Origin of the sequence: Niallia sp. Sow4_A1 (genome assembly GCF_052116745.1) — a bacterium.
Lineage (GTDB): Bacteria > Bacillota > Bacilli > Bacillales > Cytobacillaceae > Niallia > Niallia hominis.
In genome coordinates this window covers 143,686-164,756 of the sequence record NZ_JBQKKM010000003.1, presented here as the reverse complement: position 1 = coordinate 164,756, position 21,071 = coordinate 143,686, and the positions used below count along the sequence as shown (strand labels likewise).

The following is a 21,071-nucleotide window of genomic DNA, read 5'->3' as shown; positions in this document are numbered from 1 at the left end:
GATTAGCTGTCCGGGGATACTGGTACATAGCAATTTAAGGTAGCACACAAAAAAAGCTTGGGGAATTATCCTCAAGCTTTTTTTGTGTGCGCATTATTCGAATTTATCTATTTATTAGGATGTATTGGTCGTCCTTTAATCTCGTTACTGAGATATTATTCCATTCTTCAAATTCACTTAAGCGATCCTCTATGCTCTTCCCAGTGTCTTCTTTAAAAACATCTTCTCGATCATAATGTGGAAAAATAGCGATATCTGTTAACGATAATGCTGTATAGTCATTCAAGCCTATCTCATTCAACTCTGGAGAAAAATGCTGGACAACATCGATTGAAGGTCCTAAAATAACCGCACCAGCACTTGCTCCTATTAAGATAGTATTTTGTTTTGACAATGATCTTAATATCAAGTCAGCGCCGCTTTTTTTCATAAAATATAGTAAGCGAAAGGGGTTTCCACCATTAATATAAATGATATTATACTCCTTTAGTCTTTCTCCCTTTTCCACTTCAACATCAATAAAATCGACATGCTTTATGTCCATTTCGAAAAAATCATTTTTCGTTTTAAGGGCAAGTCTATTTTTTTCTTTAAGTGTGGAGGCCGTAGTAATAATGACAGCTTTCGGATTTATCCTTTGTTTTTTAAGTGTGGCTAAAAACTCACCTTTTATTGTTTCTGTAAAAAAGCCATTTGAAGTTAAAAAAATACTAGCCATTTCTATATCCCCCCTATGATACAAAATAAATCTTTGAATATTAAAAATAATTCCCTCTATTTTACCATGAAGAGCAAATAAATTAAGGTTTATCTTACCAATCCACCCAACTAAAATATTCGTTTAAAATAGGATTATTTCTTGTTACAGACTAGGCTTTGTATGGGGATAAAAAAATAATCTAAAATAGTTTAATGAATAGAAGAGGTTCTGAATATACATTAACAATGGGGAATAGTGGCAAACAGTATGAATAGATTAAAATACTTAAAAAATTCATAAATGAAGCTTTTGATGGGCGAGATTTTTAGCGTTTTGTTTTAAGAGGAGGTGTGGCTTTTGGAGCATCCAATCCGGATGAAGAATAATGGACAGATCAGCGTAGTAATCAATTCACAGAAAAAGAAGGTTCTTCCAAAGGAAAAGCCAGAAGCTGAGTCAATCAAAAGAACTGTTCCAAGTGAACACGAAGCACTTAGGGAAATTGAGGCTGAATTAGGAAGCCTTGTAGGCATGGATGAAATGAAAAAAATGATAAAAGAGATATACGCATGGATTTATGTCAATAAAAAGCGAGAAGAAAATGGTCTGAAAACGGGGAAACAGGCACTGCATATGATGTTTAAAGGCAATCCAGGTACAGGGAAAACAACGGTTGCAAGGCTAATTGGCAAGCTTTTTCAAAAAATGAATGTCTTATCAAAAGGTCATTTAATTGAAGCAGAGCGTGCTGATTTAGTTGGCGAATATATCGGACATACAGCCCAGAAAACAAGGGATCTTGTAAAAAAAGCAATGGGAGGAATTTTATTTATTGATGAGGCCTATTCGCTAGGGCGAGGCGGAGAGAAGGATTTTGGAAAAGAAGCAATCGATACATTAGTAAAGCATATGGAAGATAAACAGCATGACTTTATTTTAATATTGGCAGGCTATTCAAGGGAAATGGATTTTTTTCTATCCTTAAACCCTGGTCTCCACTCTAGGTTCCCCCTTGTCATTGACTTTCCTGATTATACCACCGATCAGCTAATGGAGATTGCAGATCGTATGCTAAAAGAAAGAGAATATGCATTAAGCCATGAGGCGGAAAAAAAACTAAAAGAACATCTTTCCTATGTACGAAATATCCAGCATCCAAAAAGCTTTTCAAATGGTCGATACATCCGCAATATCATCGAGAAATCGATAAGAGCCCAAGCCATGCGCTTATTAATGCAAAGTAATTATGATAAATACGAACTAATGACAATAAGAAGTAATGATTTACTGTTAGACTCTAATGAAAAATAAGGTTTATAGGCTATTCTTAAAAGAGTTGTTTACTTTTTGGAATAGCTTTTTTACATTCTTTTTCAAATTCATTTTTACTTCGTTATAATTTGGGTAATCTTATAAAGAGCAAATAGATGAATTGGATTTTGTTTGCTATAATAGATGAAGTTCGGCATGGAAAGAAGGGTTACATAGTTGAAAGAAACCAAAGTTGATAAAGAAAAAGTAATCCTGGTTGGTTGTGAAACACAAAATGACGCTGCCAGATTTGAATATTCAATGGAAGAACTTGCAAATTTAACGAAAACAGCGAATGGACAAGTAGTTGCAACATTAACGCAAATGCGAGAAAGAATTCATCCTTCTACCTATATTGGCAAAGGGAAAGTAGAAGAATTAGAAACTCTTGCAGAAGAATTAGAAGCAGACTTAATCATTTTTAATGATGAATTATCACCAAGTCAGGTTCGCAATGTATCAAAGAATTTGGATGCAAGAATCATTGACCGCACCCAGCTTATTCTAGATATATTTGCATCGAGGGCAAGATCAAAAGAAGGGAAGCTTCAAGTAGAGCTAGCCCAATTGCAATACCTTTTGCCGCGATTAGGTGGACAAGGTCTCCAATTATCCAGACTTGGCGCAGGGATTGGGACAAGAGGGCCTGGTGAAACGAAGCTTGAGTCAGATCGAAGACATATTAGACGAAGAATTGATGATATTAAAAGCCAATTAAGCGTTATTGTCGAACATAGAGATCGCTATCGTGAAAGACGGAAGAAAAATAGAGCCTTCCAAATCGCATTAGTTGGTTATACGAACGCAGGAAAATCTACTTTGTTTAATCGTCTCTCAGAAGCAGATTCATTTGAAGAAGATATCTTGTTTGCAACATTAGATCCAATGACTAGAAAATTGATTTTGCCAAGTGGCTTTTCGGCACTTATTACGGATACAGTAGGATTTATTCAAGATTTGCCAACAACATTAGTTGCCGCATTCCGGTCTACCTTAGAAGAGGTACGCGAAGCAGACTTATTGCTTCATATTGTGGATAGCTCAAATGAGGAATATTATCAGCATGAGGAAACAGTACATAAATTACTAGAAGATTTGGAAATACCTGCGATTCCACATTTAACTGTCTATAATAAAAAAGATTTGGTGCATTCGAAATTTGTGCCAACATCAAAGACAGAAAGCATTTTAATTAGCGCTTTTGATAAGGAAGACAGGGAAAAGCTGAAGCAAACGATTGAACAAATCATGATTGAAAACATGGAATATTATGAAACAACGGTTGAAAGCAATAATGGTAAATTATTGTCACAGCTTAAAAATGAGACAGTACTTCGGAGCTTAATTTTTGATGAAGAAACACAAACCTATTTATGTAAAGGGTATGCCTTAAAAGAACATGCTATTTTAAAATATAAAAAGCCGATAGAAGTAGAGGAATGGGAGAAATAGATGTATAAGCAGTTAACATATGGAACACAGCTAGAAACGTTAGTAAATGAAGTGGAAGAACAAATTAAAGAAGTCCATCAAGCTATTGATAAAAGAATCGATACCAATCAATTTCGTGTCTTATCAAGCTTTCAAAATCACCGGGTAAGTGAATCCCACTTTATCCCATCAACTGGCTATGGATATGATGATAATGGCCGTGACACGTTAGAAAGCATTTATGCAGAAGTATTTGGTGGGGAAGCTGGTTTGGTGCGACCACAAATTATTTCTGGAACACATGCTATTAGCACAGCGCTGTTTGGGATCTTGCGGCCTGGCGATGAACTTCTGTATATTACAGGTAAACCATATGATACATTAGAAGAAATCGTAGGAATTAGAGGCGAAGGCATAGGATCTCTACGTGAGTTTAATATTGGCTATAACAGTGTGGAATTGCTTCCAAACGGGCAGCCTGATTATGAAAAAATTGCTACATCCATTCATGCAAATACAAAAATGATTGGCATACAACGCTCCAAAGGGTATGCAACAAGACCTTCTTTTCCAATTGCGGAGATTGAGAAAATGATTGCCTTTGTAAAAGAGATTAAAGAAGATGTCGTTGTATTTGTTGATAATTGCTATGGAGAGTTCGTAGAAGATCTCGAGCCATGCCATGTTGGTGCAGATTTAATGGCTGGATCGTTAATTAAAAATCCAGGTGGCGGAATAGCGAAAACGGGTGGATATATTGTTGGGAAAGAGGAGTTTGTAAAAGCATGTTCTTATCGAATGACTTCCCCTGGAATCGGAGCTGAAGCGGGTGCTTCTCTTTATAGCCTTCAAGAAATGTACCAAGGTTTTTTCCTTGCTCCACATGTTGTTGGACAAAGCTTAAAAGGAGCTATTTTCACAGCAGCAATGCTAGAGCGATTAGGAATGAATTCCTCTCCTAGCTGGAATACAAAGAGAACAGACCTTATTCAGTCTGTTCAGTTTGATGATAAAGACAAAATGATTGCTTTTTGCCAAGCCATTCAATATGCATCGCCAATAAACTCCCATGTGACGGCATATCCAAATTACATGCCAGGTTATGAAGATGATGTTATTATGGCAGCAGGAACGTTTATTCAAGGGGCAAGCATCGAATTAACAGCAGATGGTCCAATCCGACCACCATATGTAGCTTACGTACAAGGGGGATTAACCTATTCCCATGTGAAAATTGCGATATGTATCGCGATTAACCGATTACTAGAACAAAAACTGATTACTATTTGAATATAGTAATCAGTCACATGAATTGGGAAGAATTTGTAACATTAGTTGACATCTTTTTTTCCCAATCATATAATGAAGGTGGATTAAATCAATTTAAAGGAGCCGAATGCTATGTCTGGTAGTCAAATTCGTCGATCGATGCCTCTTTTTCCAATAAGTATTGTCATGCAATTAACAGAGCTGTCTGCTCGACAAATTCGTTACTATGAAGAACACGAATTAGTGGCTCCAGCAAGATCAGATGGCAATAGAAGACTTTTTTCATTATCGGATATTGATAAATTATTGGAGATTAAAGATCTAATTGATCAAGGAGTAAACCTTGCTGGAATTAAACAAATTTTCTCTGTTCAAGAAAAACAAGTGCTGACAGATGAAGTGAAGAAAGAAGCAGAAAAAGCACGCAGAGAATTATCGGATGAGGATTTACGCAAATTATTGCGCAAAGAATTATTAAATGCAGGTCGCTTTAATAATACTCATCGTCCCTCTATGAGACAAGGAGACATGTCTCGTTATTTTCAAAAATAGATAAGAAGAAAAGTAGGGAGTGGAGGAATAGTCGTGGCTAAAAATTACACTAAAGATGACATTAGAAAGTTTGCAAGTGAAAGTAACGTAAAATTTATCCGCTTACAATTTACGGATATCTTAGGAACAATCAAGAATGTGGAGATTCCAATCAGCCAGCTAGATAAGGCATTGGATAACAAAATGATGTTTGATGGTTCCTCAATCGAAGGATTTGTTCGTATTGAAGAATCAGATATGTATCTATATCCTGATCTAAATACTTGGGTCGTTTTCCCTTGGACAGCTGAAAAAGGGAAAGTTGCACGTTTGATTTGTGATATCTACAACCCAGATGGAACACCATTTGAAGGCGATCCTCGTAATAATCTAAGAAGAATATTAAAAGAGATGGAAGACTTAGGATTCACTGACTTTAATCTTGGACCTGAGCCAGAATTTTTCTTATTCAAATTGGATGAAAAAGGCGCACCATCTCTAGAACTTAACGATAATGGTGGTTACTTTGATTTAGCACCTACAGATTTAGGGGAAAACTGTCGTCGTGATATCGTATTAGAATTAGAAGAAATGGGCTTTGAAATTGAAGCTTCTCACCATGAAGTAGCACCTGGTCAGCATGAAATTGATTTTAAATATGCAGATGCAATTACAGCATGTGACCAAATTCAAACATTCAAATTAGTAGTAAAAACAATTGCTCGTAAGCATGGTCTACATGCAACATTTATGCCAAAACCATTATTTGGCGTGAACGGATCAGGGATGCACTGCAACCTTTCCTTATTCAAAAACGGCGAGAATGTTTTCTACGATCCAAAAGGTGAGTTAGAATTAAGCGATACAGCACTTCAATTTATTGCCGGCATCGGTAAGCATGCTACTAGCTTTACAGCTATTACTAACCCGACTGTAAACTCATATAAACGCCTAGTTCCTGGCTATGAGGCACCTTGCTATGTAGCATGGTCTGCTCGAAATCGTTCCCCATTAATGCGTATTCCAGCATCACGTGGCCTAAGCACTCGTGTAGAAGTACGTAGCGTGGACCCAGCAGCAAATCCATACTTAGCTATGGCAGCTTTACTTAAAGCAGGACTTGACGGAATTGCCAACCAATTGACTCCTCCAGCTCCTGTAGATAGAAATATCTACATCATGAGCAAAGAAGAAAGAATTGCAGAAGGCATTGTTGACTTACCATCAACCCTAGCCCATGCATTAGAAGAATTAAAACAAAATGAAACAATGATCGACGCACTAGGCGAGCACATCCTTGTTCACTTTGTTGAGGCAAAAGAGATTGAATGGGACATGTTCCGCACCCAAGTCCATCCTTGGGAGAGAGATCAATACATGGAAATGTATTAAGAAGTAGAAGCCTTGGCGCTGTAGGTGCCGGGGCTTTTTTCTTTTGTGGGAGTAAGGGTAAGTCAAAAAATAAATGAAATGATGCCCACCTTACACCTGGAAATATTAAAAAAATATAGAAAAAAATCATCATTTTCTTAGTCGGCTATGCTTCCTTGACATAATCAATCCTGTCTAAACTTCATACTAACTCCTGAATCCATTACTAACATTTTTTGAAACCTTTTTTGCAACTAAGATCCAGTAGAAGAATTAATTTATGTGACAATTGTTTTATACTAATCCTAACAAAAAAATTATGCTAATACAGTTCCTGTATCACCATAATTTGAATTTTCTTATATTGGTCTGTTGTTGAGCTCATTATTTGGCTCATTTTTATCGATTATTTTTTGAAATCCATAATTTAGCATTGCATATAGATAGGCAGATAGGAAAAGAAAAAGACTATTTACCTTTTTGAGCTTATAAAAATTATGTTTTTCAAAAAAGCTATTGAGTGGATATGCTAGTAAATAATCCATAATGCCATTTAGGAGGGCATATAGCCAAAATTTTTTATAGGTGAAATGAAAAATGATGATATTTCCGACAAAATAAGGACCGAAAATAAATGTAAAGGCATTATTAATTTTCCCTTTTATCCCACCTTTTACTTTCCACCATTTAAATTCCATGGAGAGTAATGTTTCCACTAATAAAAAAATAGTTGAAAACAGAGTAACTGGTAAAAACTTAAAGATAGATTTTTTAGGAATTACAAAAAATCCGCACCATGAAATGAAAACAATGAGTATTCTCGTTAGTAATACAAACATAATTTTTCTCCTTCTGAAGTAATTAATAGGTATTCTTCTTTATAAGACCACCTTTTATACCTAGAAAGGTGAAAAATTAATGGAATTTGAATCTTCATTAAGAAATAGGATTTGTAAAAATGGATTTCGGTTCAGAGAGCCATAAGTAATGTTATGAGAAAAGGGGAAAGTCTGAAAGAAGAATGTGTAACAATATTCTTTTAGTTTGAAGGGAAAGAGAAAAAATTGGGAGAGTAGTAAAGGGAATAACAATTATTTATCTACACAATCAATAGTTTAAATTTTTCATATCTTATATTGGAAGGACAAGCAATTATTTTTACTTTTTATTAATAAGATGATTGCTTAGATGCATTTTTTAATAAAGGTGGTGACTTTTATGCTAATTACAATTTTTGGTCTCGATTTAACTATTACAATTTTAAATATAGATTTTAATAAAGATGTTCATTTAACTATTGGTGAAGAAGGAAAAACACTTCCTTCAACAGGAAAAGCTTAATGTATAATGAAAAGGGAAAAGAGGCTGCAAAGATATTCGATTGGATATTTTGCAGTCTTCTTTGTTTTACTACATAAATAGGAACAGATTTTCTATTAGGTAATATCGATTACTCTGTTGCTTCATGGGGTACCAAGTTTAAAAATTTGGCTAATTTAAGAAGGAGATATTGACGTTTATTATACATTTCATCTCTTAGATTACAAAAGTTCTTATAAGTAAATTCATCTTTTACGTTTTTGCGAATTTCTCCAAGGGCTTCCAAGGATTCGCGGATCTTTTCCACTTCTATTTGGTATGTCTTCTCTTTATCCTCATAATCTTTTATTTTGGCTTTTATATTCTCGGGTATGTAGCTTTCTGGAATTAAAAGGGAAACCATCGCGTTAATCTTTTGTATGTCTATTTGATGCGATAAAAATATGCGGTGATTACCACCAGAAGCTACCGTATATTTTCTGTCAGGTAGTCGATATAAATGTAAATTTTCAGAGTCATCATCTATCCCACCTTTTTGTTTTACAGAGACTCGAAGCTCTTTCATTTTTTCGCTATTTCTAATTTTGCTAACTGGTAAGGATAGCCCGATAATATCATCAACAGGAACTGGAATAACACCATACTCAACTGTCACAAAGGGCTTATACGGTTTCACCACTTGTTCAAAAAGCATCCATCGTTTTCTAAATAATTTAATCAATGGATACACCTCCTAATTAAAGCTATTATAACTAGAGGTAGTCTAATTACAAAAAATTTTTTCAGTTTAGAAAAGGACTTGCATAGGGGGGAAGAGTTAACAGTGAAACAATTAGCCTTTGGTAAATTGTACTATTTTTAACAAAACACTAATTACATAATTAGGTAACTCATATTAATAAAAAGAGAATATCACTATTTATTAATATGAGTTATTTTTACTTTTATAAAAACAGACTATATTCCTATCTACGTTCAATAAATTCTGTTGTCTTGTTCTTTTATTTCATAAAATATAAAAACCAAACTGCATGATTTTGTTCATCATGGACAGCTCTTAAAAACTCATCTCTTAATTTAATGTTATCGGTTTGGTAGGCAATATCTAAATACATATCTACCGTTTGTTGTTCATCATTAAATGCAAAATCTATCCCTTTACTGTAGTCATCTGGACAGTGTTCAGAAATATGAGGTGTATGTTTTTTACCAGTTAATTGAGTATATAAATTGGAAAAGGTATTGAAATGGCTGATTTCATCTTTTCTAATTTCATTAATCACTGTTTTTTCTTTTTTTGTGGGAGCTAGATTCTTTAGTTTTTGATAACAAGCAATTGCAGAGTATTCCCCATCAATTGCATTGGAGATTTTGGAAAGTAAATCTGTTTGCCTCATGTGTAATGGTACATTCGAATTAAGATAATGGTAATTAGCATGTGGATCATATGGCAATTGTTTACTCCGATAGATTCTGTGACTGTTATGAACATAATGATGTAAAAGTTGATTCCATGGACCGTGGTAAGGCGCAGCATAGATTTGATAGATTGCCGCATCTAGTCCAGTTGTATTGGAGGGGTGCATAATCGATACTCCTTTGTTTTTGATTTATCCTATTCCAAAAAAAAACAATAGATAGTTGTCTTGATTAAATTGGGTGGCGAATTAGTGAAAATGCAGTTAGCATATAGCTATGAATTTTAATAAAATTAAACAGACAGTTACCAAATTGACAAAAGGCAATCCTTTTTTATAAATATAAGAACATTCGTTCGAAAAAACTTGTTTTCGAACGAATGTTCTTATATAATGTGTTTTAAAGGAGGGAGCTTAGGATGATAAAACAATTAGATAAAGCGTGGAAAGAAAAAAGACCTATAGAGATTGTTTATGTGAAAAAAGATGACTCTATATCCCAGCGAACGGTTCTTGTGTATAGAGTAACAGACACATACATTAAGGCGTTTTGTTTAAGGAAGAAGCAGCCACGCATTTTTAAAGTGGATTCCATCCTAGCTGTCTCCTTTAAATCGAAGTCATTTAAATTGTTTGCATAAAAAAGCTTTTCTTTTTGGAGAAGAGCTGTTTATTAATCCCGATTTATAAGAACTTCTATTCTTAAAAAGATATAGGCATTAATAGAAAGATGTTAATGTAAAAGGTGAAGTATTCCTAAATAAAATGTAAGAAAATCAGCAATTTAGTAAGGTTTCTTATGCGCTAGTTAGAATTATTTATTAAACATCTTTCTATGTGTAAATCTAGAAAAATAATATTCCACTTCTGTGCCGCTAGACATTCCTCTTAGTCCTTCAGCATATTTTAATAAAGATTAGTGTAAAAGCTCGGACAAGCTCTTTTTCCTTTCATACAATATATTGTAAGTGAAATTGATAATAGAAAGGAGCGAAAGAAATGGGTCGCCATAATAATAATAATAATGTGTTAGGTTCTAGTAATAATAATCATGGGAAAAAATGTCGAAATTGCGTTTCTCCAGTGAGAGATATCGTTCATCCTACTCAAACAGTTGTTCGAACAACAACAAATGAAAAAAGAATTCGTAATATTCACCCAACAGAAGTAATTAATGTAAATAGAACGGTAATTCGTAATGAAAATTATTTTCCAGTAACAGAAAGACAAGTGAACGAAACAGTTGTTGAAGACTTCGATTGTGGTACTGATGTAAATAATCCAAATAATTGCAGACCGAGAAGAAACTTCTTCTAATACTATGAAAGAAAAGGTACCCCAATAAACCAGGGTACCTTTTCGTATGCTATATGTATAATTAAAAGGATGATATTTTATGAAAAAAAGAAAGCACAAAAGTGCCTTCTTTTAACGAGATTAATATCCTCCCCAATAGGAAGCGCCAATGATGATTAACAAAATGAATAACACAACTAATAAAGCAAAGTTATTGTTGTAACCTCCACCGCTATAACAGTCTGACATATATGCCACCTCCTTCTACATGTTACACCATATCTTATGTACGAAAGATTGAAAGGGAATGGACAAGTAACTAACGAGGAGAATAAAAGGCTATTTGATTAGAGACTTTTGAACATAAATGGCTTACGGTTGGTGTAATGATAATATATATTAAATTGGAGACAGGGGGACAATCTTTTTCGAAAACAGCTTAATGGAAAGTAAATAGAAAAAGTGCCTCAAATTAAGGAATTTCAAGGACACTATCTATTAAATAGTAATAGATAATCTGTCAATGAGTACCAACATTTTGAGACACTTTCATACAGAAGATTAATAACCTCCTATATAAGATGCACCGATAATAACTAATAAAATAAATAATACTACGATTAATGCAAAGTTGCTTCCAAATCCGCCTCCATATTCAGACATACTAGTCACCTCCAACTATAGATTTACTATATAATATGGAAGTGATACTAGATGGTGTGGACAAGTTCATTATAATATGTACAAAAAAGGTCTAAATAAAGAAATAAGTATATAAAATGTTATAGTCATTGTATGAAGGCGTGCATGAATACCATAAGAAATAAAAAGAAGAATAACGCTTACATAATTTTTGAAAATGAGTTGTCATTTAAAATGACAAAAAGCTAAAAGGATATGACTAATGAGTGCAAACATCTTCTAATATGGTAAGTTGAGAATTATGAACAAGCTCTACCTTAAATACATTATAAATATCCCTAATTTCACAATAACCAGTATCATAGCAAAATAAAATTTTAAAGACTTTGCCTTTATACAATACGTTTCCTGACATTTTAATCCTCCTTGATATTAGGTGTACTTATATTGTTTTTCTTTCAGATACCCGCTAATTAAAACTCTTAAACCTATTTTTTAAAAAATTTAATTAATAATTATCAAAAAAAATTCAATAAATTGTGATTGAAATAAGGCAAACACTATTTCTTTTCTTATTCTATTCCAGTTAAAATAGAAGGAGGGAGAAAATTTTTCCATTAAACTCGGTGTTTTATACTTATTTGCTAGTAAAAAGTAATAAAAAAATTCTCTGAATTTTATAAAATGGAGGAATCAATATGAAAAGAATTGCTGTATTCTGTGGTTCAAGTACAGGAGCATCTAAAATTTATATCGAAGAAGCCATTGCACTAGGAAAAGAATTGGCGAGACGTGATTTAGAGCTTGTATATGGCGGTTCATGCATTGGGTTAATGGGAGCTCTTGCTGATAGTATGGTGGAAGAGGGTGGCAAGGTATTTGGCGTACTCCCTGATTTTCTTCAAGAAAAAGAAATAGCTCATCCACATTTAAGTGAATTAATTGTCGTAAAATCCATGCATGAAAGAAAGGCAAAAATGACAGAGCTAGCTGATGGGTTTATTACACTTCCAGGCGGTGCGGGCACAATGGAAGAGTTTTTTGAAATCTTTACTTGGGCACAGCTTGGTTTACATAAAAAACCTTTAGGGATTCTTAATATCAATCATTATTATGATCCCCTAGTTGGATTAATTAATCATATGGCCAATGCGGAATTTTTACAAGAACAGTATCGGAACATTGCGATAATCGATTCTAATCCAGCACAATTGCTTGATAAATTCTCGACCTATACTCCCCCTGGAATAAAAACATTTATTCAGGTGAGTCAGTCTTAAGCTTCTTTCATACATAAAAATTACTTGGGGTTTGGAGGAGAATTGTGGTGTTACTTGTTCAAAAGTTTTATGACGTAAATGATTTCAAGCGGGTGATGCTGCCACTTTTAGAAAAAGAAGAAGCAGTTAATGGCTTGCCACTAGGAATCTTAATGAATATAAATAAGATGATTAAGCCTATCATTATGGCTGGGGTTTATAAGGATGAACAACCAATTCTTATGCTGTTTCAGACACATCCAAAACAAATAATCGTCTCTATTTTTCCAGGGATGACTCCATTGGAGCTACCGTTAGTAAGTAAATTAATTCATGAAAATATAGAAGAAATTCCTGGTTTCATTGGCGAGAAAGCAATTGTGCAAGAGCTGGCTCAACATATTGCTGCATTACGTCAAGTAAACGTTGTACTGGGGATGGATCAACGTATCTATCAACTAAATGAAGTGAAAAAGAAACCATCTAATGTTGGTCATTTCAGATGGATAACAAGTAGAGATCAGGCGCTAATTCAACAATGGATTTATGATTTCGCTCAGTCCATTAATCAGCCGTTAGAAATGGAACAGGCAGGAATACGTGCAGAGGAGATTATTCAAGGTGGGAAACTTGCTGGCTGGGAAGTAGATAATCAGTTAGTTAGTATGGCAAATGCAAGCAGACCTACGAAGAATAATATAACGATTAATTTTGTGTATACGCCAGAATCTTATAGAAGAAAAGGCTATGCCACAAATTGTGTTGCAGAACTTTCAGAACGGTTGTTAAAGAGTGGATATTCATCTACTAGCCTCTATACAGATATCACAAATCCAACATCCAATAAGATATACATGGATATTGGCTATGAACCAATGAAAGATTCTATTTTGCTATTTTTTGAGAAGAAAAACTAACTTACTATTAATTTACGATTTCTGTATGATGAAAGGGGAAATGAGAAGTGGATGAAAGGTATCCAATTGGTTTATTTGAATATGAAAGACAGATTTCAGAGGAAGTTTTACATAGATGGATTTCAGAAATAGAGGAATATCCATCTAAACTTGAGAAAAAAATAGCCCTATTGACAGAGGAACAGTTAGATACTCCCTATCGACAAGACGGCTGGACAATTCGTCAAGTAGTACACCATGTAGCAGATAGTCATATGAACGCATATATACGGACAAAGCTTGCCTTAACTGAACAGAAGCCGATTATTAAACCATATGAAGAAGGACTATGGGCACAGCTTCCCGACTATTCCATGCCTGTAAATGTGTCCATCCAATTGCTTTTCAATATTCATACAAGATGGGTTCATTTATTTCGAGCTCTGCTTCAGACAAATGAATTAGAGAAGGAATTCCAACATCCAGAAAGTGGTACTCAATCTGTTCGATTATTAATTGGAAATTACGCATGGCATGGTCGTCACCACCTCGCTCATATTACGAATCTGTGTGAAAATAAAGGATGGAAAACGGAATAGTTGCTGTAAAAAAAAGGAGAGAATAAGAAACAATTTTATACCTCCTTTTTTATTTGTTCAAAATAGGGGCTAAGTAAAAGTTATCAGAACTAAAATGGTTGAAATTACTTTTTCTAATTTATTTCCTTATCTCATATACATATAAAGATTTGCAAGAAAAGATTTAAATTGTTTTTCTAATATCCGAAAGATATGAAATTAAATTACTGGCCAGAATACATACTTCATTCCAATATTTATCGATGAAAATGAGGAGGGAAACTGTGACATATATCGGAAAAAGTGTTTATCGGAAAGAATCCCTTGAAAAAGTGACAGGAAAAGCAAAGTATACAGCAGATTACTTAGCAAGTGATGCATTACATGTGGAGATGGTAAAAAGCTCGTATGCCCATGCGACTATTCGTTCAATTGAAATAGCTGAAGCCAAAAAGACAGAAGGGGTAAGAGCAATCATCCTTGGAGATAATTTACCTTTGATAGGAGAAGAAGTAATTGATCGACCTCCACTTGCTGTCAATAAAGTTCGATATTATGGAGAAGTCATTGCCTTAGTTGTCGCAGATACAATCCCCATTGCAAAGAAAGCAGCCCAACTTATTCACATCGAATATGAGCCCCTGACAGTTGTTAATTCTCCATTACAAGCACTAGAGAAAGATGCACCACGCCTTCATGACAATTTACTCGATTACAAGAAAGACGAAGGGATTTATCCTGTGGAAGGAACAAATATTATCAATCACACAAAGATTAGAAAAGGAGATGTAAAAGCAGTAATGAAGGAAGGGGAAGTGATAGTTGAATCCCATTTTTCTATTCCGATATCTGATCATTCTTCTATGGAAACAAGAGCAGCACTGTGTGAAATTGGAGAAAGCGGAATCGTCCGAATTGTCACAAGCTCACAGGCACCTTATATGGTGAAAAAAATTATCAGTAGAGATTTTAAGGTGGAAACAGGAAAAGTAGTCGTAGAAACGCCATTTGTAGGTGGAGGTTATGGTGGAAAAGCTTCTGTTCACTTAGAAATATTTGCATACCTTGCATCAAAAGCAGTTGGTGGGAGAAAAGTACGTGTATTTAATACGCGTGAAGAAGATTTAACGGTTTCCCCAGTACATGTTGGCTTAGAAGCGACGGTTCAGCTTGCATGTACAGCGGAAGGCAAGCTGACTGCTGCAAAATTGAAATATGTATTTGATGGCGGAGCATATGCAGATAAATCGCCTCATCTTAGTACGGCAGGTGCAGTAGATTGTACAGGACCATATAAAATCGATCATGTCTGGTGTGATGCTTTATGTGTGTATACAAACCATCCCTATGCAGCCCCATTCAGAGGATTTAGCCATGGAGAAGTCCATTTTGCTTTTGAAAGAGCGATGGATATACTTGCGAAAAAAATAGATATGGATCCTCTATATTTCAGAAAAATCAATGTCATTCATCCAGGTGATACGACTCCGACTCAAGTAGTGTTAACGAGCAGCAAAATAGGAGATGTAGAAAAATGCATAGATCGCTTAAGGGAATTAATGGAGTGGGAAAACGGTCAATTGGAAGCAATCTCTCAAAATAGGGTCCGTGTAAAAGGAATCTCATGTAGCTGGAAAAACTCAACAATCGGTCCAGCAGTTAGTTCTGGGGTAGTGCTCACCTTTAATTCAGATGGAAGTATCAATCTAATGTCTGGATTAGTCGAAATAGGCACAGGAACGAAAACGGTATTAGCACAAATTTTAGCAGAGCAAATGAAAATGAGTGTGGATCGAATACATGTGCGTATGGCTGTTGATACACAAACAGTACCAGAGCATTGGAAGACAGTAGCAAGTAGAGGAACGTTAATGGCAGGGAGAGCAGTGATGGCTGCAGCAGATGATGCCATTCGTAAACTGAAAAAAATGGGAGCGATTGTTTTAAGGGTTTCAGAAGATGATTTAGATGTAGCGAATGAAACGGTATTCTTACGAGATAACCCGAAACAATTCGTGCCATTTAAAGACATTGTGTATGGATATACCTATCCAAATGGAAATTCAATTGGCGGACAAATCATTGCAAATGGTAGTTACACACTGACAGGTTTAACTAATTTAGATCCAGAAACAGGTGCAGGAAATCCTGGTCCTGAATGGGCAGTAGCAGCACATGGAATCGAAATTGAAATGGATAGGAAAACATTTCGGTACAAAATTCTAAAAGCAATTACGGTCGTTGATTTAGGAGAAGTCCTTAATTACAAGGCAGCTCTTGGGCAAATAAAAGGAGCCATGAGTATGGGTATTGCCTGGGCAGGCAGGGAAGCTTTTTATTTTGATGAAATTGGTAGAGTTCTAAACCCCCAATTGAGAACCTATCGACCTTTAAGATTTGGTGAACATCCGCAATATGAAGTCGATATTATAAAAACACCTCACTTAGAGGCACCATTTGGAGCAAGGGGAGCAGGGGAACATGGGTTGGTTGGCATTCCGGCGGCGTTAGGAAATGCCCTTTCGCATGCCATAAACACTGAATTGAAAAGTCTCCCACTTACACCAGAAGCTATTTGGAGACAATGGAAGGAGGCACATAATGGCATTTGAATATAAACAAGCTTCCACCATGGAACAGGCAATGCAAATATATACAGAAACAAAATCGCAAAATAGACATCCAGCCTATTATGCGGGCGGTACAGAAATTATTACGCTAAGAAGAATAAACCAATTAAATGTGGATGTCACAATTGATATAAACAAAATAGCGGCATGCAATGTTCACCAGATGGAAGAAGAATACCTTGTAATCGGTTCCTGTATCACATTGACAGAAGTAGAAGAAAGCAATTATTTTCCCTTATTAACAATGGTTTGTAAAGAAATTGCGGATCGAACAGCAAGAAATAAGATTACGGTTGGTGGAAATATTTGTGGTGAAATCTTTTATCGAGAAGCAGTACTGCCATTCCTTTTAACAGATAGTGTGTTGGTGCTTGCAAATGAGTCTGGAATCAGAACAGAATTTATCCATCATGTATTTGAGGGAAAATTATTGCTTCAGACGGGAGAATTATTGGTGCAGGCTTTTATTGAAAAACGATATTTGACTCAAGAATATATAGCAATAAAAGTGAGACAGCAGTGGGAGACAGGGTATCCATTAATTACAGTAGCTGCCTTAAAGCTGGATGGTCAAATTAGAGTAGCCATCAGCGGATTATGCCCTTTTCCGTTTCGAGCATTTGAAGTGGAGCGCATAATAAATAATCAAAGCATGAGTAGAGAAGAACGAATCGATTTAGCATTAGCCCATCTCCCTTCCCCTATCCTTAACGATGTCGAAGGTTCAAATGAATACCGATTATTTGTACTTTCTGACCTTTTAGAAAAAATAATTGATCGATTGGAGGGAGTGTAATTGGCGGAAAGTAGACAAAATTTAGTAATCGTAAAACTGCGGATAAACGAGGAAAACCATTCAGTAGTTATTCCTTCATCGAAAACATTACTTGCTACATTGCGCGAAGACCTCTATTTAACAGGTGCGAAGCCAGGTTGTTTCAACGGAGATTGTGGTGCTTGCACCATAATTATGGAAGGGATGCCGATGAAATCTTGCTTAATGCTCGCAGTGGAAGCACAAGGCAACGAGATTATTACGATAGAAGGACTGAATAATAGTCCCCTTCAACAAATATTTATCGAAGAATTTGCTTTTCAATGTGGCTATTGTACACCAGGATTTATTATGAATGGTCATGCACTCCTCCTTAATGAAGCTAATCTTAATAAAGAAAAGATTAAAGAATGGCTGGAATCCAATATATGTCGCTGTACGAGTTATGAGGAAATCGAGAAAGCGATTTTAAAAGCCATCGCTAATCGAAACGGATAAGGAAAATACCTCCTGCATAGCGAACGAAGTATGCAGGAGGCTGAAAATTACATTTTTTGCTGCTTATTTTGCCTATTTAACGCATCTTCTTCCATCGTTTCAGCCATTCCATATAAACCATTCATTTCTTGTTCATCTGCATCCAATCCTAATTTGTTTTGCTGCTTTGTGTCTTTCGCATTGGGATCTTTCATCGTTTTCTCTCCTTTCAAGATTCATTGCTTAGTTTGTGGAAAATGAATAATATTATGTGATAAATAGAACATTCTTATCTAGAAAGATGCTTTTTTATGGTTTCAAAAACTGCTTTTAAGAAAATACCTAGAACAATAAAGCCAATAAATGACTTTGTATGGGACCAATTTTCCCCTAATACGAACATTTTCCTAAGCATAAATAATGGCTCAATAATATAGGAAAATAGGATGGACCAGCATAACGTGGCGAACAAAAAATTTTTCCACGTGCTAAAATATTGATATACAAGCATAGCGGTGATAGGGATTACGACCAAATTAGCAGGAATAAGCGGGGTAATGATGGGGAGTAATTTGTCCGGATAGCTCCATAAGAACATCTCTGTGCCCATAATATCTAAGAGCATGCATAAAATGGCACATACCATTCCATATGAAAACACCTCAAAAAAGCGATTTTTGTCTACTACTTTCCAAAAAATAAAATAAGGAATAATCGTTGATAGGAAAAGTATCCACCAATTAAAAGAAAATAAATCATGCTGTAACCAATGATCAAAGGATAGATGAAATAATTTTTCTTTTTCTTTATCAATTTCTACATTACTAGGGAAGTTTAATAAAAAAAAGTACATGGATCTCACCACTTTTACTCCTCCTAAATGGGTAATAAAAAGGAAGATTTTATTAAATTAGTATGAATCAAAAAAAAAAAATTATTAGTTTTTTTATGTATACATAAATTTACCAAATGAGGGGAAGTTAGAGAGTATTAAAGGTGGGGATATGGGATGAAGAAAAAGTGGAAAAAATACAAGGTATATATCATTGGATTATTTTATATTTTGTTTATTAATGGATTAATTGCAGCGAGCTATATAATTGGATTTAAAGAATTTAAAAAACTAATCAATTTTTAACAAAAATCATCACCAAAGTCACTTTTCATCGTAATGTTTCCTATAGGAATAGGATAAGGTATGGAAAAATATGATGAAAGGGTAGGGGGTGGTTAAATGGCAGTCGTACGTGTTACTGATGCGGATATTGACTTATTGGCAAGACTTCTTCGTGCAGAAGCAGAGGGAGAAGGAGAATTAGGCATGTTATTAGTTGGGAATGTAGGGATCAATCGAATGAGAGCAGATTGTTCCGATTTCAAAGGTCTTCGCACTGTAAATGATATGGTTTATCAAGCCCATGCATTTGAAGCAACAACAAAAGGCTATTTTTATCAACGACCAAGAGAAAGTGAACGAAGATTGGCAAGGAGAGTAGTAAACGGAGAATCCTTTTGGCCAGCAAAATATAGTTTATGGTATTTTCGTCCTCCAGGTGATTGTCCTAATACCTGGTATAATCAACCACATGTAGGAAGATATAAACTACATTGCTTTTATGAACCAACAGCAGAAGAATGTGAAAATGTTTATAATACATTCTAAATGGAATAATTAGTTAAAAGGAGTCCTCTTTAGTGAAAAGGACTCCTTTTTTGTATGCTTATTAAAAGCTATAATTCCGATTCATTTAAAGAATTTGAGCTTTATAGCAATTAATGATATATTTTAAATTATTAAAAAAAAAGGAATATTCAGGGAGTGTCATGCGTTGTCATTAGAAAATGTTCAAATTCATTTAAGTAAATGGAATAGAGAAAAAGATATTCAAGTATTTCAAACGTCTAGCGCTACTGTCTTAGAAGCAGCTGAAACATTAGGGGTAGAGCCAGAAAGAATCGCCAAAACGTTATCTTTCCGGAAAGATGATGATGCCATATTAATAGTTACAGCAGGGGATGCGAAAATTGATAACAAAAAATTTAAGCAAATCTTTGCAGAAAAAGCAAGGATGCTAGCGCCAGAAGAAGTATTGGAAAAAACAGGCCATGCAGTTGGTGGTGTTTGTCCTTTTGGGTTAGTAGAAAATTTGCCTGTCTATATGGATGAATCGCTAAAACGATTTACCACTGTGTTCCCAGCATGTGGAAGCAGTAATTCAGCGATCGAATTGACCAATGAAGAGCTATATATATATAGCAATGCAGTTGATTGGGTAGATGTCTGTAAGGGATGGGAATAAAAGGAATCTCCATCTATGAGCATAAATGATACATAGAAAAGGCTTGTCCAAAAATGGGACAAGCCTTTTGCGTGCTCTTATATTCTTATATTGAGAATTATTATTGAATATGACGATATACGCCAATTACTTTCCCAAGAATGCTTACATTACGAAGAATGATTGGTTCCATTGTACTGTTCTCAGGCTGAAGGCGAATAAAGTCGCGTTCTTTAAAGAATCGTTTAACCGTAGCTTCATCTTCCTCTGTCATTGCAACAACAATGTCTCCGTTGTTAGCAGAATGCTGTTGTCTAACGATAACATAGTCACCATCTAATATTCCTGCTTCAATCATACTTTCTCCCATAATTTCTAGCATGAATATTTGTTCATCACTTGGTGCTAGTCTTTCCGGTAACGGGAAATATTCCTCGACATTCTCGATAGCAGTGATAGGCAACCCCGCTGTAACTTTTCCGACTACAGGTACATTAATAATATTATATTTTGGTATATTACTTTCTTCTAAATCCAATATTTCAATAGCTCTAGGTTTTGTTGGATCACGACGGATTAATCCTTTACTCTCTAATCTTGCTAAATGGCCATGAACAGTTGAACTGGATGCAAGTCCAACAGCCTCTGCAATTTCACGAACAGAAGGTGGATATCCTTTTAGCTTTACTTCTTCTTTTATGTATTCTAGTATGTCTAATTGCCTCTTTGAAAGCTTCTGCATTATACGCACCTCGTTAAATTATTCTTGTACTAATTATAGCACGTTCTATATAAGGATACAAACATAAGTTCTATTTTGTTGTTGACAGGAAACGTTTGTTCGTATTAAACTAATTGCATAAACGAACATACATTCTAAATAAAGGT

At 35.0% G+C, this 21,071-nt stretch carries 27 protein-coding genes; 17 read left to right on the top strand and 10 right to left on the bottom strand.

Annotated elements, in window-relative coordinates; genetic code table 11:
- Nucleotides 1–103 precede the first annotated feature (103 nt).
- Complete coding sequence (locus tag ACTQ5K_RS03055; protein WP_031538269.1) at nt 104–718, bottom strand: Type 1 glutamine amidotransferase-like domain-containing protein; 615 nt, start codon at nt 716–718, stop codon at nt 104–106.
- Between the two features lie 339 nt (nt 719–1,057).
- On the opposite strand from ACTQ5K_RS03055, the gene spoVK reads away from it, so the two are divergent.
- The 5 genes from spoVK to glnA all read left to right on the top strand — a co-directional run bounded on the left by spoVK (nt 1,058) and on the right by glnA (nt 6,634).
- Nucleotides 1,058–2,011: a stage V sporulation protein K gene (spoVK, locus tag ACTQ5K_RS03050; RefSeq protein ID WP_349205068.1), complete on the top strand. Its 954-nt coding sequence runs from the start codon at nt 1,058–1,060 to the stop codon at nt 2,009–2,011.
- Nucleotides 2,012–2,188: 177 nt separating this feature from the next.
- Complete coding sequence (hflX, locus tag ACTQ5K_RS03045) at nt 2,189–3,463, top strand: GTPase HflX (RefSeq protein ID WP_349205069.1); 1,275 nt, start codon at nt 2,189–2,191, stop codon at nt 3,461–3,463.
- Nucleotides 3,464–4,732 (top strand): methionine gamma-lyase family protein, encoded by a 1,269-nt coding sequence (locus ACTQ5K_RS03040; RefSeq protein ID WP_031538272.1) that lies wholly within the window; start codon nt 3,464–3,466, stop codon nt 4,730–4,732.
- Between the two features lie 111 nt (nt 4,733–4,843).
- Nucleotides 4,844–5,263 carry a MerR family transcriptional regulator gene (locus tag ACTQ5K_RS03035; protein WP_031538273.1) on the top strand — a complete coding sequence of 140 codons (420 nt, stop codon included), beginning with the start codon at nt 4,844–4,846 and terminating at the stop codon, nt 5,261–5,263.
- Between the two features lie 33 nt (nt 5,264–5,296).
- A complete protein-coding gene (gene glnA / locus ACTQ5K_RS03030) occupies nt 5,297–6,634 on the top strand; it encodes a type I glutamate--ammonia ligase (protein ID WP_031538274.1) in 1,338 nt (445 codons plus the stop codon).
- Between the two features lie 338 nt (nt 6,635–6,972).
- Here the strand turns inward: glnA and ACTQ5K_RS03025 are convergent, their stop codons facing one another.
- A complete protein-coding gene (locus ACTQ5K_RS03025; RefSeq protein ID WP_031538275.1) occupies nt 6,973–7,452 on the bottom strand; it encodes a hypothetical protein in 480 nt (159 codons plus the stop codon).
- Between the two features lie 379 nt (nt 7,453–7,831).
- On the opposite strand from ACTQ5K_RS03025, the gene ACTQ5K_RS03020 reads away from it, so the two are divergent.
- Complete coding sequence (locus ACTQ5K_RS03020; RefSeq protein WP_268817986.1) at nt 7,832–7,954, top strand: hypothetical protein; 123 nt, start codon at nt 7,832–7,834, stop codon at nt 7,952–7,954.
- A gap of 109 nt (nt 7,955–8,063) precedes the next feature.
- On the opposite strand, the gene ACTQ5K_RS03015 is transcribed toward ACTQ5K_RS03020, so the two are convergent.
- Both ACTQ5K_RS03015 and ACTQ5K_RS03010 read right to left on the bottom strand, forming a co-directional pair.
- On the bottom strand, nt 8,064–8,654 hold the full coding sequence (locus tag ACTQ5K_RS03015) for a hypothetical protein (RefSeq protein ID WP_441993649.1): 591 nt from the start codon (nt 8,652–8,654) through the stop codon (nt 8,064–8,066).
- 280 nt (nt 8,655–8,934) lie between these two features.
- Nucleotides 8,935–9,330, bottom strand: coding sequence for a ferritin-like domain-containing protein (locus ACTQ5K_RS03010; RefSeq protein ID WP_251629932.1), 396 nt, complete (start codon nt 9,328–9,330; stop codon nt 8,935–8,937).
- A gap of 440 nt (nt 9,331–9,770) precedes the next feature.
- Between ACTQ5K_RS03010 and ACTQ5K_RS03005 the strand changes: the two genes are divergently transcribed.
- A complete protein-coding gene (locus ACTQ5K_RS03005) occupies nt 9,771–9,992 on the top strand; it encodes a WYL domain-containing protein (protein ID WP_441993647.1) in 222 nt (73 codons plus the stop codon).
- Nucleotides 9,993–10,350: 358 nt separating this feature from the next.
- Nucleotides 10,351–10,668 carry a CotD family spore coat protein gene (locus tag ACTQ5K_RS03000; RefSeq protein ID WP_031539778.1) on the top strand — a complete coding sequence of 106 codons (318 nt, stop codon included), beginning with the start codon at nt 10,351–10,353 and terminating at the stop codon, nt 10,666–10,668.
- A 120-nt stretch (nt 10,669–10,788) separates the two neighbouring features.
- Here ACTQ5K_RS03000 and ACTQ5K_RS02995 read toward each other — a convergent pair whose 3' ends face one another.
- From ACTQ5K_RS02995 to ACTQ5K_RS02985, 3 genes are all read right to left on the bottom strand, one after another.
- The gene (locus tag ACTQ5K_RS02995; protein WP_081836718.1) at nt 10,789–10,896 is read right to left on the bottom strand and encodes a YjcZ family sporulation protein; all 108 of its coding nucleotides are present in this window, start codon (nt 10,894–10,896) and stop codon (nt 10,789–10,791) included.
- Between the two features lie 312 nt (nt 10,897–11,208).
- Nucleotides 11,209–11,310, bottom strand: a complete 102-nt coding sequence (locus ACTQ5K_RS02990) for a YjcZ family sporulation protein (protein ID WP_441993644.1) — start codon at nt 11,308–11,310, stop codon at nt 11,209–11,211.
- A gap of 238 nt (nt 11,311–11,548) precedes the next feature.
- Entirely contained in the window at nt 11,549–11,704 is a 156-nt protein-coding gene (locus ACTQ5K_RS02985) for a hypothetical protein (RefSeq protein WP_441130868.1), read from the bottom strand.
- A 283-nt stretch (nt 11,705–11,987) separates the two neighbouring features.
- Between ACTQ5K_RS02985 and ACTQ5K_RS02980 the strand changes: the two genes are divergently transcribed.
- From ACTQ5K_RS02980 to ACTQ5K_RS02955, 6 genes are all read left to right on the top strand, one after another.
- Complete coding sequence (locus tag ACTQ5K_RS02980) at nt 11,988–12,569, top strand: TIGR00730 family Rossman fold protein (RefSeq protein ID WP_251629894.1); 582 nt, start codon at nt 11,988–11,990, stop codon at nt 12,567–12,569.
- Nucleotides 12,570–12,616: 47 nt separating this feature from the next.
- Nucleotides 12,617–13,465, top strand: a complete 849-nt coding sequence (locus tag ACTQ5K_RS02975) for a GNAT family N-acetyltransferase (protein WP_251629892.1) — start codon at nt 12,617–12,619, stop codon at nt 13,463–13,465.
- A 47-nt stretch (nt 13,466–13,512) separates the two neighbouring features.
- The gene (locus ACTQ5K_RS02970; protein ID WP_251629889.1) at nt 13,513–14,043 is read left to right on the top strand and encodes a YfiT family bacillithiol transferase; all 531 of its coding nucleotides are present in this window, start codon (nt 13,513–13,515) and stop codon (nt 14,041–14,043) included.
- Nucleotides 14,044–14,306: 263 nt separating this feature from the next.
- Complete coding sequence (locus tag ACTQ5K_RS02965; protein WP_441993641.1) at nt 14,307–16,634, top strand: xanthine dehydrogenase family protein molybdopterin-binding subunit; 2,328 nt, start codon at nt 14,307–14,309, stop codon at nt 16,632–16,634.
- Nucleotides 16,624–17,448, top strand: a complete 825-nt coding sequence (locus ACTQ5K_RS02960; RefSeq protein ID WP_251630095.1) for an FAD binding domain-containing protein — start codon at nt 16,624–16,626, stop codon at nt 17,446–17,448. The genes ACTQ5K_RS02965 and ACTQ5K_RS02960 overlap by 11 nt, the downstream gene beginning before the upstream one ends.
- The gene (locus ACTQ5K_RS02955; protein WP_349205517.1) at nt 17,449–17,925 is read left to right on the top strand and encodes a (2Fe-2S)-binding protein; all 477 of its coding nucleotides are present in this window, start codon (nt 17,449–17,451) and stop codon (nt 17,923–17,925) included.
- A 47-nt stretch (nt 17,926–17,972) separates the two neighbouring features.
- Here ACTQ5K_RS02955 and ACTQ5K_RS02950 read toward each other — a convergent pair whose 3' ends face one another.
- Both ACTQ5K_RS02950 and ACTQ5K_RS02945 read right to left on the bottom strand, forming a co-directional pair.
- Nucleotides 17,973–18,119: a DUF4021 domain-containing protein gene (locus ACTQ5K_RS02950; protein ID WP_349205516.1), complete on the bottom strand. Its 147-nt coding sequence runs from the start codon at nt 18,117–18,119 to the stop codon at nt 17,973–17,975.
- A gap of 74 nt (nt 18,120–18,193) precedes the next feature.
- Complete coding sequence (locus ACTQ5K_RS02945) at nt 18,194–18,769, bottom strand: CBO0543 family protein (RefSeq protein ID WP_441993638.1); 576 nt, start codon at nt 18,767–18,769, stop codon at nt 18,194–18,196.
- Between the two features lie 144 nt (nt 18,770–18,913).
- Between ACTQ5K_RS02945 and ACTQ5K_RS02940 the strand changes: the two genes are divergently transcribed.
- From ACTQ5K_RS02940 to ACTQ5K_RS02930, 3 genes are all read left to right on the top strand, one after another.
- Entirely contained in the window at nt 18,914–19,042 is a 129-nt protein-coding gene (locus ACTQ5K_RS02940) for a hypothetical protein (RefSeq protein ID WP_268817968.1), read from the top strand.
- Between the two features lie 96 nt (nt 19,043–19,138).
- A complete protein-coding gene (locus ACTQ5K_RS02935; RefSeq protein ID WP_031539793.1) occupies nt 19,139–19,567 on the top strand; it encodes a cell wall hydrolase in 429 nt (142 codons plus the stop codon).
- Nucleotides 19,568–19,733: 166 nt separating this feature from the next.
- Nucleotides 19,734–20,204, top strand: a complete 471-nt coding sequence (locus ACTQ5K_RS02930; RefSeq protein WP_251630092.1) for a YbaK/EbsC family protein — start codon at nt 19,734–19,736, stop codon at nt 20,202–20,204.
- A gap of 100 nt (nt 20,205–20,304) precedes the next feature.
- Here ACTQ5K_RS02930 and lexA read toward each other — a convergent pair whose 3' ends face one another.
- Nucleotides 20,305–20,925, bottom strand: coding sequence for a transcriptional repressor LexA (lexA, locus tag ACTQ5K_RS02925; RefSeq protein WP_031540276.1), 621 nt, complete (start codon nt 20,923–20,925; stop codon nt 20,305–20,307).
- Nucleotides 20,926–21,071: the final 146 nt, after the last annotated feature.

Excerpts from the sequence above, each read along its gene's own strand:
- ACTQ5K_RS03055 (WP_031538269.1), bottom strand. The coding sequence starts at position 718 with ATGGCTAGTATTTTTTTAACTTCAAATGGCTTTTTTACAGAAACAATA.
- ACTQ5K_RS03040 (WP_031538272.1), top strand. The coding sequence starts at position 3,464 with ATGTATAAGCAGTTAACATATGGAACACAGCTAGAAACGTTAGTAAAT.
- ACTQ5K_RS03035 (WP_031538273.1), top strand. The coding sequence starts at position 4,844 with ATGTCTGGTAGTCAAATTCGTCGATCGATGCCTCTTTTTCCAATAAGT.
- ACTQ5K_RS03025 (WP_031538275.1), bottom strand. The coding sequence starts at position 7,452 with ATGTTTGTATTACTAACGAGAATACTCATTGTTTTCATTTCATGGTGC.
- ACTQ5K_RS03020 (WP_268817986.1), top strand. The coding sequence starts at position 7,832 with ATGCTAATTACAATTTTTGGTCTCGATTTAACTATTACAATTTTAAAT.
- ACTQ5K_RS03010 (WP_251629932.1), bottom strand. The coding sequence starts at position 9,330 with ATGAGGCAAACAGATTTACTTTCCAAAATCTCCAATGCAATTGATGGG.
- ACTQ5K_RS03005 (WP_441993647.1), top strand. The coding sequence starts at position 9,771 with ATGATAAAACAATTAGATAAAGCGTGGAAAGAAAAAAGACCTATAGAG.
- ACTQ5K_RS03000 (WP_031539778.1), top strand. The coding sequence starts at position 10,351 with ATGGGTCGCCATAATAATAATAATAATGTGTTAGGTTCTAGTAATAAT.
- ACTQ5K_RS02995 (WP_081836718.1), bottom strand. The coding sequence starts at position 10,896 with ATGTCAGACTGTTATAGCGGTGGAGGTTACAACAATAACTTTGCTTTA.
- ACTQ5K_RS02990 (WP_441993644.1), bottom strand. The coding sequence starts at position 11,310 with ATGTCTGAATATGGAGGCGGATTTGGAAGCAACTTTGCATTAATCGTA.
- ACTQ5K_RS02985 (WP_441130868.1), bottom strand. The coding sequence starts at position 11,704 with ATGTCAGGAAACGTATTGTATAAAGGCAAAGTCTTTAAAATTTTATTT.
- ACTQ5K_RS02980 (WP_251629894.1), top strand. The coding sequence starts at position 11,988 with ATGAAAAGAATTGCTGTATTCTGTGGTTCAAGTACAGGAGCATCTAAA.
- ACTQ5K_RS02960 (WP_251630095.1), top strand. The coding sequence starts at position 16,624 with ATGGCATTTGAATATAAACAAGCTTCCACCATGGAACAGGCAATGCAA.
- ACTQ5K_RS02950 (WP_349205516.1), bottom strand. The coding sequence starts at position 18,119 with ATGAAAGATCCCAATGCGAAAGACACAAAGCAGCAAAACAAATTAGGA.
- ACTQ5K_RS02940 (WP_268817968.1), top strand. The coding sequence starts at position 18,914 with ATGAAGAAAAAGTGGAAAAAATACAAGGTATATATCATTGGATTATTT.
- ACTQ5K_RS02935 (WP_031539793.1), top strand. The coding sequence starts at position 19,139 with ATGGCAGTCGTACGTGTTACTGATGCGGATATTGACTTATTGGCAAGA.
- lexA (WP_031540276.1), bottom strand. The coding sequence starts at position 20,925 with ATGCAGAAGCTTTCAAAGAGGCAATTAGACATACTAGAATACATAAAA.